General features: G+C 49.3%; 4 protein-coding genes. 1 reads left to right on the plus strand and 3 read right to left on the minus strand.

Features of this window, described 5'->3' with window-relative positions:
• The first annotated feature begins 20 nt into the window (after positions 1-20).
• Positions 21-4,286, plus strand: coding sequence for a formate dehydrogenase subunit alpha (gene fdhF / locus MJO46_RS08010; protein WP_253988868.1), 4,266 nt, complete (start codon positions 21-23; stop codon positions 4,284-4,286).
• A 76-nt stretch (positions 4,287-4,362) separates the two neighbouring features.
• Here fdhF and MJO46_RS08015 read toward each other — a convergent pair whose 3' ends face one another.
• From MJO46_RS08015 to MJO46_RS08025, 3 genes are all read right to left on the minus strand, one after another.
• Positions 4,363-6,027, minus strand: coding sequence for a methyl-accepting chemotaxis protein (locus MJO46_RS08015; RefSeq protein ID WP_253988869.1), 1,665 nt, complete (start codon positions 6,025-6,027; stop codon positions 4,363-4,365).
• Between the two features lie 157 nt (positions 6,028-6,184).
• Entirely contained in the window at positions 6,185-7,333 is a 1,149-nt protein-coding gene (chrA, locus tag MJO46_RS08020; protein ID WP_253988870.1) for a chromate efflux transporter, read from the minus strand.
• Positions 7,334-7,518: 185 nt separating this feature from the next.
• Positions 7,519-12,609 carry a S8 family serine peptidase gene (locus tag MJO46_RS08025; protein ID WP_253988871.1) on the minus strand — a complete coding sequence of 1,697 codons (5,091 nt, stop codon included), beginning with the start codon at positions 12,607-12,609 and terminating at the stop codon, positions 7,519-7,521.
• Positions 12,610-12,710 lie beyond the last annotated feature (101 nt).

Genomic DNA, 12,710 nt, shown 5'->3' on the forward strand with positions numbered 1-12,710 from the left:
CAAATATAAAAGGCCATGGGATGATAGAACTTCAAATTGATGATCAACGAGTCGTGTCGACCAAGCCAACCGACACACTACTAGAAGTGGCGCGGGCGGCGGGTATTGCTATCCCCAGTTTATGCGAACAAAGTCCAGCCTCAAGGGAGCTCGCCCTTGAGCCACATTCGGATAAACAAGCCTGTAATTTGTGCCTGGTCCAAATTGAAAATGCCGATGCCAGTCTGCGCTGCGTTCGCGCCTGCGAAACCCAAGCCGAGACGGGGATGCGGGTCATTACCCAATCGGAATTTCTCAGTAAAAAACGCCAACAGGCCCTGTCTAAGATCCTAAGCGATCATTTTGCCGACTGTGAGGCGCCCTGCCAGCAAGCCTGTCCCGCTGGGGTCGATGTACAAAGCTACCTTTACCATATCGCCCAAGGCAACCACAGCGAAGCGGTCAAAGTCATTAAACAAACCCTGCCGCTGCCGCTATCGATTGGCCGAGTGTGTCCCGCCTTTTGCGAGACCGAATGTCGCCGCGGACTCGTCGATGAGCCCATTGCCATTCGCCAGCTTAAGCGCCACGCCGCAGATCTGGATTTAGCCGAGGGTGAAAATGGCGGCATGAGTTATATGCCTCCCCGCCTTGCCGATACAGGTAAAAAAGTGGCCATTATCGGCGCGGGTCCTGCGGGGTTAAGCACGGGATATTACTTATCAAACCAAGGCCATAGTGTGGAGATTTTTGAAGCTATGCCACAGGCTGGCGGCTGGTTACGCTATGGTATTCCCGAATATCGTTTACCTAAGGCGATTCTCGATAAGGAAATTGAGCTGCTGTGTCGTAATGGTTTAACCATTCATACCCAGACTCGCCTCGGCCATGAAATCCAATTAAAGCAATTAGTGAATGATTTTGATGCCGTTTGTCTCGCCATTGGCGCCCAAAAGGCCGTGCCTATGGATTACCCCGGCAGCACACTCGCCGGTTGCTACCTTGGGGTGGATTTCCTAAAAGATCATTGCCTAGATAAAAAACTCAAACTCGGCAAGAAAGTGGCCGTGATTGGCGGCGGCAATACCGCCATAGATTGTGCCAGAACCGCGGTGCGTGAGGGGGCAGATGTCACCTTAATCTACCGCCGCACCCGCGCCGAAATGCCCGCCGAAGCCTACGAAGTACACGAGGCCGAAGTTGAGGGGGTGAAGTTCCACTTTTTAACCAATCCGCTTGAAAACCACAGCGATGCCAACGGCAGAGTCCAGTCGGTAACCTTCAGCAAAATGGCCCTCGGCGAAGCCGATGCCTCGGGCAGACGTGCGCCAGTGGATACCGGCGAAACCTTTACCCAAGACTTTGATACTGTGATCGCCGCGGTATCACAGACCCCAGATATGGGCTTTTTGCAAGATCACCAAAGCCAACTCAGCCAAGGCACACTCGCCCTCAGTCGCTGGAATACTTTTATTGGCTGCGAACATACTATGTCAGCAGGTGTTGAAAAACTCTTTGTGATCGGCGACGCCAGACGCGGCCCCGCCACCGCCGTTGCCGCCATTGGCGATGGACACAAGGCGGCACAGGCCATAGATAAAATGTTAACTATTGGCTTAAGTTGCAAGCTACATGCTAAGGAATTTAATTCGACTAAGGGGCTGAGCCGCACCACAGATCCCGAAGTGCCAACCGAGCTTTATCGCCACATTGCCCCTAAACCTCGGTTGAAAATGCCCGAATTAACCGCGGTGCAAAGGCTACTTAACTACGGTGAAGTCGAATTAGGTTTTGCCCCCGATGCCGCCATGCAAGAGGCGGCACGCTGCCTCGAGTGCGCCTGCCAAGCCAATACCACTTGCCAACTGCGGGATTATGCGACTGAGTACCATGTTGAAGCTAAAACACTCAACACCGAAGGGGCTCGTCACTTTAGCGTGGACAAGTCGAGTCCTTTCATTCAATTTGATGCCAGCCGTTGTATCAGCTGTGGCAAATGCGTTGATGTGTGCCAGCAGCAAAGTGGCCACTGCGCCATTCAATTTGACCATGACTCTTACCAAGCCATACCGCGGGAGTTAGCCGCAACACCAGAGCGCACGGCTCCAAGGGTCGGCTTTAGCGCATCGATGGCCGATAGCCAATGCGTGCAATGCGGCAACTGTGTGCAGGTTTGTCCAACGGGGGCACTGGTAGATGCGCGGGACAAACGCCAAGGAGACACGACAGCCCTTAAAACCGCATCGACGATTTGCACTTACTGCGGCGTGGGATGCCGACTCGATCTTAAAATCGATGAAAAATCTAATCGCATCCGTCATATCGAAGGCAATAAGGACTCGGTCGTAAACCAAGGCATGTTATGTGTTAAGGGCCGTTTTGGTTTCGATTTTATTCACAGCGAAAAACGCCTGACCACACCGCTTATTCGTCAAAATGGCGAGCTACAGCCTTGCAGTTGGCCCGAAGCCATTGCCTATGTGGCGAAACGTTTAAGTGAGATAAAACAGCAAGATGGCAATAATGCAATCGCCAGTCTGGCCTCGGCGAAAGCCACCAATGAAGAAAACTTTGTGCTGCAAAAGTTTGTCCGTAGCATCCTTGGCACCAACAATATCGACCACTGCGCCCGCCTGTGTCACTCATCGACGGTAACTGGGTTACAACAGAGCATTGGCAGTGGCGCTATGACCAACGATATTCCCAGCATTAAAGACTCCGAGGTGATTTTTATCTTAGGTTCGGACACGAGCAGTGCCCACCCTATTATCGCCTCAAAAATCAAACAGGCCGTCAGCTTGCACGGCGCACGGTTGATCGTTGCCGATCCCAAACGGGTCGCCATTGCCGATAGTGCAGAGCTTTATGTTGCCCACAGACCCGGCACGGATGTCATGCTGCTCAACGCCATTATGGCGGAAATTATCCGTCACGATTGGCAGGATAAAGCCTATATTGCCGAGCGAACCGAAGGCATCGAGGCGCTCTATGCAGAGCTTGCCAAGGAGGATTACAGCCTAGAAAGTGCCGCCCTTATCACTGGGGTTAAGGCCGAGGATATCGCTCGTATCGCCCGCACCATAGGCACGGCGCAAAAAACGGCGGTTTACTACGCAATGGGTATCACCCAACACACCACAGGACATGACAATGTCACCGCCATCGCTAACCTGCAACTACTGTGTGGCAATATAGGTGTACCCGGGGCAGGGATTAATCCACTGCGCGGCCAGAGTAATGTGCAGGGCGCCTGCGATATGGGGGCACTGCCCAACTATTTTACTGGCTATCAAAAAGTCACCGACATTCACGCCAGAATGCGTTTCGAGGCCCACTGGCAAACGCCGCTATCGGGGGAGATAGGCGTCACGGCAACCCATATGATGCATGAGATTTCTAAAGGTAAAATCAAGGCTTTGTATGTGATGGGCGAAAATCCCGTATTGAGCGACCCCGATCAAGCCCATGTGCTGAGGGCGCTTAACCAGATCGACTTTCTCGTGGTGCAGGATATCTTCTTAACCGAAACCGCAGAGCTTGCCGATGTGGTCTTGCCCGCCGCCGCCTTTGTGGAAAAACGCGGCCACTTTACCAATACTGAACGGCGCGTACAGCGACTCGAACAAGCACTACAGCCACCGGGTGAAGCGCAGGCCGATTGGCAAATTATTCAAGCCATTGCCAATGCCATGGGCGCCAACTGGGATTACAAAGATGAAGAAGCCATTTGGCAGGAAATCAATCTATTAACTCCACAGTATCGGGGTATTAGCTGGCAAAGATTAAGCGCGGATGCTAAAGGCCACCTTCCCCAAGGCATTCAATGGCCATGCCCAGATGAAAATCATCCGGGCACACCTATTATGCATCAAAGCCAATTTACCCGTGGTTTAGGGCTATTCACCCCTGTGGGTTATCGCATGCCCGCTGAAATGCCCTGCAGCGACTATCCGCTCACCCTCTCGACCGGGCGTCTGCTGGAACAGTTCCATACGGGTACGTTAACCCGTAAAACACCGGGGCTTGACCTGCTTGGTTCACCTAAGGTGATGATTTCAGTCTATGATGCCGAGCAGCTTGGGATTAATAATGGCGATAAAATCAAACTCAGTACCCGCCGCGGTGAGATTGAGATTGATGCCTTTGTGACTAAACGCGCCCAAGTGGGGGTGTTATTCCTCCCCTTCCATTTTGTGGAGGCAGCGGCCAATAAACTCACCATCAACGCCCTCGATCCCGTGGCCTATATTCCCGAATATAAGGTGTGTGCGGTCAAAGCCGAGAAGGTGGCAAATCGCGGCGGCTAAACCAGATTTAAGCGGCGCAATAAAAAACGGGAGATATGTATCTCCCGTTTTTTATGTTTATCGACTCACTTAGGAGTTAAATCTTAAACTGACCGACTAACTTGCCAAGATTCGTCCCTTCCTGGGAAACGGTTTGGCTGACTCTTGCCGCATCTTCGCTGGAATGGAGCAGCTCATTCACAATCTCTTGGATGGCGTACACATTACGGTTAATTTCTTCGGTCACTGAGCTTTGCTCGGTTGCCGCCGTGGCAATTTGGGTACTCATATCATTAATCGCCGTTACCGCCGAAGTGACTGAACCTAAGCTTTCGGAAATCGCGCGGGAAGACTCCACCGAGCGCACACAGCTCTGTTGGCTCTCCTCCATGGTTTTAACCGCCTGCGATACCAACTTATGCAGTGCCGATAACATCTCGTTGATCTCTAAGGTACTTGCTTGAGTACGGCTGGCTAAGTTACGCACTTCATCGGCAACTACGGCAAACCCTCGGCCCTGTTCACCGGCTCTGGCGGCTTCAATCGCCGCGTTTAATGCTAATAGATTTGTCTGCTCCGCAATCCCGCCAATCACCGAAAGTACGCTGTTAATCTTTTGAGATTGCTCGCTTAGGGATTGAATACTGCCCGCCGCATTATTGATTTGCTCCATCAGGGCGGCAATTTCTTCCAGTGACGCGTCAACACAGCGCTGGGCATTGGCCACATCTCCGGTTGCAGCATGAGTCGCCTCTGCCACTTGGGTCGTATTTTGCGCCACCTCACTCGCGGTGGATGACATTTCGGTAATCGCAGTCACCACCTGATCGGTTTCATTGTTGTGGCTTATGAGTTGGCTCGACATCACTTTAGTCTGATCGTGGATCGCATTGGCCGCAGCTTTCACCCTATCGGTCGCCCCAGCCACATCGCCAATGATGGTCTGTAGCTTGTCCACAAACAAGTTAAAGGACAGACCTAATTGGGCAATTTCATCTTCACCCTTCACGGTGAGCCGCTTAGTTAAATCCCCTTCACCCTTAGCAATATCATTGAGGTTATCGGCCATATTTTTAATAGGCACTACCATACGGTGGGCCGCAACCATGATGATAAACGCAGTCACAGCGGCCAATAACAGTGCGATCAAGAGGATCCCCAAGGATTTATCGACCATTTGCTGAGTAACCGTTTGACGGTAATCCTCAACCACAGCCTCGATATCGTCGATATAGGCCCCAGTACCTAACATCCAATCAGTACCGGGAACCATGACCACATAACTGAGCTTCTCAATCTGTTCATTGGTATTGGGTTTTTGATAATAGTAGGAAAAGTGACCATCGCCGCGTTTAGCCGCATCAAGCAACCCGACTATGATTTTAGTGCCGCGGGGATCGGTCATATCGATTTTATTTTGCCCTTCCAAATTGGGCAGAAGGGCATGGAAAATGTTCTTCCCTTGGGAGTCGTACATAAAGAAATAACCCGCACTACCAAAACGAATATCCCGCAGTGCTTGGTTTACATTGCCCTGTTCTTTTAAAGACAATTGATATTGCACTATGCCAGCAGCAATCTCGGTTGCTTCTTTAATTTGTTGTTTACGCTCCCCAACCAGCTTGGTTTTGAAGGTAGTAACCTCATCGTTAAGGGCTTCTTTTTCAACATAATAAGAAACCGACATCAACACAAACAAGGCCAAAATCAGAGGGAAAAGCGATAACAGTAGTAATTTATTACGCAGGCTAAAATTCGACATGCTTGCTAACTCCAGGGTAGTGTCACTTTTTTTTAGTATGGTTGGAGTATAGCCAAAATAGTGCAAATTCTTAGCGCTTTAGATAACAAATCCCAAGATTAATTATAAAAATCACCTTTTAACAAATTGACTTAACAAATTGATTTAGTGAATCGGCTTAGCTTAGCAACGTCGAACCAATACCAAAGAGACTAAAAGCCAAGACCAACATAAGCATTGGGGGTTTAAAGAGTTTCAATGCACCAAAACCCAGCAACACTAAGGCCATATCTTGCGCCGAAAACACCGCTTGATTAAACACGGGTTGATAGAGCGCGGCGAGCAACAAGCCGACGACACAGGCATTGATCCCGGCAAGAGCCCCCGCGATCTTGGGTCTGGCCGCGATCGCATGCCAGCTTTTTAAGCCCACCAACATCAATAAAAAACCCGGTAAAAAAATCGCAGCCGTCGCAATACAAGCGCCAATAAAGGGATTTTCTAGCATCATTTCTGCCCCCAGAAAGGTGGCAAAGGTGAACATAGGGCCAGGCACAGCTTGGGCAAAAGCATAACCCGTTAAAAAACGATCGCTCCCCAATGTATCGCCAACGGCGGTTTCCAATAGGGGCAATACGACATGACCCCCACCAAAGACCAGACTCCCCACCCGATAAAACTCAGCGAAAATGCCGCCCATTGAACCTAAATTCACCATAAAGAAACTGGCGACGAATAGGCCACAAAAGAGTAATAAACAGAAGTAATTTAAGCGAATAGGTTCAGTTGTATCCGTGTCAGCAGAGGCACTCAAAAAACGCACACCGACGAGGGCTGCAAGGATTAACAGAATGATTTGCACCCACAAAAAGGGCACCATTAAGATGATTGCCGCACTAGCTAACATCAACATACGCGCACTATGGCGCTGACAAAATTGCTTAAACATGACCAGCACAGCATCGGCGACCACCACCACAGCCAGTAGCTTTAATCCATGCACTATCCCTTGCATATACTCATTGGCAAGCCATGCTGCGGTCGTCACCGCCAGCAAATACATTAGGATAAATGAAGGTAAGGTAAAACCGATAAAGGCGGCAATGGCCCCCAAGATCCCGCCCCTATGGTAACCAATGGCAAACCCCACTTGGCTAGACCCAGGTCCCGGCATAAATTGGCTTAAGGCGACCAAACTGGCATAGCGTTTATCATCTAACCAACCGAGCTCATTAACAAAAGTCTGACGAAAATACCCTATATGGGCCGCAGGGCCGCCGAAACTCATTAGGCCAAGAGTCAAAAAACGCACGAATATCTGTAGCATATGCTTTGCCTTTAGGGACATAAAGTAGGCAAGATTATGCCACTAAAATGAAAGTTTAATGAATGCTAAATCCTGCTAATCCTTTTATAGAATGGATATTTCCCCAATGAAAAAGCCGGCAAATCCCTTTGCCGGCATCCTAAATTTAGGATCAATATCAATTGACTAGGAAGTTAACACTATGATTAGTGAGTTTTTCTTCTAATCATGGCCCCCAATGCGAGCAGCATGGCTAAGCCACCTAGGGCCCCACCGCTGTCTTTATGAGTCTCCTCTGGCTGTGGTGTTACAACCGGTGGCTGCGGTTCAACCCCGTCTGATTCAACATTCAACATAAAGCGAGTTGAGGCAGCATCCGCCGGGTTTTCAACATCGCTCACTGTCAATGTCACTTCTACCGCACCGTGGAAATCGGCCTTAGGGGTAATAGTGACAGTTGAACCTGAAGTATGGCCATTGACGACGGCAGAGATATTTTCACCGGTGACACTGATAGTGTTCACGCTGTTTTCTTCATCTGCGTAGTAAACGACTAAGTCTTCGAGGCGGGTATTTTCGGCAATTCTCTGATCGGCAATCTTACCCAAACTAATGTTTGAAGGCACTGTGATGGTATGGCTCATCTCAATATCGGCCATGCCTTCAACTTGGCTCACTGCCTTAAATGCTAAGGCTTTACCCGTAGCACTGGCGTCAACGGTTGTCCAAGCTGTCACTTCAAACTGCGAAGACTCTGGGCCGACATAGTCATAACAAATGACCAGACCATTGCTGAGTTTGTCCTTTAAATCATCAAAGGCATAACTTTCAGCGAGGTAACCCTGAATAGGACCAAAGCTAGACACTTGGCCTTTAAAGCCCTGTAGACCGATAGCGCCACGACCATCCTGTGAGCCAAAGTCGATATTATTGTAGACCATGTACATCTCATGCTCGTTGTCACCAAAGCGGGTGTTCACGTTGAAGATCAATTCAAAATCGAAACGATCATCCTTTTCTTCCCATTGGTAGACACGGTTAGCATCACGTCCTAGGTAACCATAGGAACGGGCGTTATCGTACTCAACTATTCCCCATCCAGAAGTCGTGCTCGCCAGAGAAATACCCGATGGATCGAAATAATCGAAATCAAGCGGTACACTCATAATATCTCGACTGGCAGTGAAAGATGCCCCGCGCCATAACATACCAATAGACTCGTATGGGAAGCTCTCGTAAGGGAAGCCAAAATGGAATGGGAAGAAAAACGGTTGCTCCCAAAGGGTAATAATACCGTTCCCCCTCAACTCCAACGCATTTTGGCGATTTGTATTAAGTTCCTCGTTATTGTTATAGAGATGGAAGCTATCGTAAGCACCGTTGAACATAGAAGAAATGGGCACAACTATACCTTGGCGAGTGAGGATATCGTTATCACTGCCATCTATCGCTATACCATTTTCATCGTATTCAACGGATGCAAAGCCACCAAACAGAGGACTAATGCCAAATGCCTTTAGGTCCACATAAGCACCTGGATTGGTGTTACCAAAATCAGGAGTACGACATTGGGCATCGCTGATATTCGTTGTGACCTTATAGTCAGGCGTTAACGAACCTGTATCGGGCTGAGTCCCGGATATTGTCAGCGTATTCCCTTCGATCTTGATGCTGCTGACGATGCTCTGGCTAGAGGTCAGTACATCTTCTTCCTTCAACTTCAATCCCTCTGGGATCTGTGCCGATAGGGTAAACTGACGATCGACGCCACTTTGGTTGGGTAACACTTCAAAGGTAAAGGGGATTTTATCTCCTTTGACCGCCGCAGTTTGCGGTACGTCTAGGGATACATCGTCATTACCACGCACTAGCTTTAAGGCCGCTTTGCCTATATTGCCAGCATTCACTTCTGAGGTACCAAAATCCATTAACGAGTAGTAAATATCCCCCTTCACCATATCAGGACGGTTCCAGCTCAATGTCACGTCTACAGGTTTAGTTCCATCGGTACTCGGCACTACCACCTGGAGATCGCTCGCCACTGTGTCTGTTACCACTGCGGCCGCATATTCGAAGGTTTCATTTACGACGCCCAAAGATGACCAGTTTTTCGGGTTATAGAATACCGCCCAGTAGGTCCCTTGTTCGGGGTTGTTGATATTACAGAAGTTGCCGAGCAGAATATGACTCGACAGACACAATATCTCTTCATCTATATCTGGCTTACCATTGCCATTGTAATCCTTACCAACATAAACCAGCGGATTTCCCTTATCTAAAGTGCCTTCTAGCGGGGACTCTGTAGTAGCCAATAACTCAACAATCAAACGCTTAGCATTAGCAGGAACCTCTATAGTGATACTATGAGTCGCTTCATCTAACCGTTTGTCCGGTGAAACGCTCGAATCGAGATCGGTCACCCAAGGGAAGTAGTTATCGTCATCGCTTGGAAGCGTGAAGGTTTTAACCTCGGCCTTAACGGGTTCAAATACTCGACCAACTGGCGTTTCAGTGGCCGGTATTGCGATACCTTTAAACACATAATTACCTTCATTCCTGTGGGCTGTCGCCTGCAGACGTCCGGGCATATTGTTCATATCGTATTTAAAGACAACAGGCCAATGGGCTTCAGGGCTAGTGCCTGTGGTCTCGGTCAGAATGAGATTCGAGTGCAGCTCAACTTCGGCATTACTAAACCAATCTTGAGTATCCATGATGGATGCCTCAATCATCAGTGTTTGGGTTTCGCCAGCCGCTAAGGTAAATTCCTCTGGGGTTACCTTGATAGTCACCCCATTCTGAGCGGCCTGGTTATGCATATCCATTGCCCAGTTAACGACCTCATCATGGCTAACTTTCCATGACCCCGCTTTAGTCGCTTTAACGGTACGCACCCACTGACATGTTGGTTTGCAACTAAAGTTGACTAATTGCGGAATATTAAGCTTATGCACGGCGCCGCCATTTTTCGGATCGGCAGCTTTAAAGTTGGCAGCGGTTTCGTCCATAATCAGACCCGCTTTTACCGCATTGGCCACATTGATACGCCCAGTACCAGCGCGATAGGTTGAGGCTAAACCCTCTTCACCTTTGGCTTTGTTCAAACGACGATATTTAACGACATTGTCTGCCGTCATTGTCAGCGCAGACTGAATCTCTGCCGCACTCCAATCGGGATGAGCTTGGCGTAACAATGCCATAGAGCCTGCCGCATGGGGGGATGCCATCGAAGTACCGCTTAGGAAGGCAAAATCGCCGGAAGCGGGTGCCGAGGAGAACGGATGCTCATCTGAGTAAGCGGCATAAATATCGACCCCAGGGGCTGCCACGGCAGGAATAAGCGCTTCGGGCGTCGATGGGCTTGGGCCACGGGACGAAAACGCGGCGAGCCAGTCGGCATTTTCTGGGTGTATCTCACGTTCAATGCGCGTATTACCTATGGTCAGCACATGATTTTTCCCCTTAGCTAACCAATCGCTAAGGCCATAACCTGACATGCCGTTATCGTAGCGGCCATCCCATTCTTCCTTAGTGATATGCACACTCGGGATAGAATAAGCCGCAGTGCCGACAATGGCATCGCCGTTGGCATAGTTGTACATAATCATGCCATCGCCACCCGCGGCTTTGACATTATCGGCTTTAACCGTACGGGCAATACCATTGGAATCGCTCAGGCTGTTACGCTTACAAACCACTATCACATCGGCTGGATTGCCATCGGCATCAGTGATGCTATCGAAAATACCCGCGGCAAAAGGCTCTCCACAATACTCATTGCCGTAGTCAGCCGCCTTAACGACAACCCCAGTGACAGTTTCTTGGTTAATGGCGCCACCGACAATCTCTGTCCATTTAGGCGCTTCGCTGCCACCAGTTGGATCTGTCAATTTAGTTTCGACCACAACCTCACGGGCATGGGTTGATGCGGCAACGTTCAGTAGCCAAGGTGACGCATGATCAATGGCACCAAAATACTCTTCATATCCCCCCGCTTGACCTGAATTCCCCGCGGCGGCGGCAACCGAAATACCGGCCTCACGGGCCGCTAAAAATGCCAGTTCAACATCGTCACTCCAAGGGTGGGAATCTTGGCCACCAATAGAGAAGTTAATCACATCGACCCCATCACTAATGGCATCTTCAATCCCTGCGATCAGTGCCTCACCCGGACAACCGGGATAAATATCGTTATCCGGATAACAGACCTGGTAGGAGATGATATTGGCATGGGGGGCAACACCACTGATCTGCGGGAAAAGCCCTGCCTTAACCACTTCGCCATCGGCGCTAGCACCCGATTGAGGTACAGAGAAATCAACATTTTTTAATACGTTACCCGCCGCCGTCGAGGCAGTATGAGAACCGTGACCTTGATAATCCTCACCAATTGCAGGACGAGTCGCTCCCAGTTCACCCGAAGTGAAAGTATCAGTGATCACCGGATAGCTGCGAACACCAATCAGCTTGTCATTGCATAGCGTATCGAAGCCTGCCTTAGTACAATCGCCCACATATTTACCGGCACCCCAGGGATTGGTGTGATCGTAACCGTCACCACCGATATCAGCAAAAGAAGGATGATCGGTATTCACCCCAGTGTCGACAATCCCCATGATGATGCCTTCCCCCTTATAGGGAACTGACGCTGTGACTTCTCCTGTCCAGATTTTATCTGCTTGGATAAGCTCAGGGCCCGCATCGGTAAACAACTCATAGGTTTTAGAGCGTTGCACTGAGGCCACATTACCGAGTTTTGAGACGGCTTCGGCCTGCTCTTGGGTCATTTTGATTGAAAACCCATTGATTGCATTAGTATATTGGCGACGAAGCTCAGTTAATCCCGTTAATGCGGTGATAGAATTTAGGACATCATTCTGGCGGTTAAGCAGTTGTCTTTTATAGTTATCGACTTGATTTGAAACTGCCTTTCCCGCAACAAAGAGCTTGGCATGCTTAGTCGAGGCCTGATGCGTAAACTCCCCAGATACTGCCGCATTTACCAGTGACTTTTCATGCAGGCGAACGATATAAACCTGCTCACCGCTGAGGCCTTCCTCACGGGTAAATTTTGACTCTTGACGGTTAATTTGCACATTGAGGCCGTCATCCTGCAGCATACTATTCGATGACTTGGTCGCTTGTTTTAATTTTTTTAGTTGCTCAATTGTTACATTTGGAGCCTGTAACTTATTGATTGGGTTTCTAAGTTCAGTGCCTATAGCCGTTGCAGCGCTTAAACTACTCGCACCATAGAGTGCAACGGCGATGGCACTCGTGATCAGTCTTATCTTCACAGTCCTTACTCCTTATTATATTTATTGTGGCGGGGTGGAATATTGAATAGATATTCACATCCGCCTTAACATCTAAACATTCTGTTAACAGAGTCGGACAG

Source organism: Shewanella sp. KJ2020 (genome assembly GCF_024197625.1).
Taxonomy (GTDB): Bacteria; Pseudomonadota; Gammaproteobacteria; order Enterobacterales; family Shewanellaceae; genus Shewanella.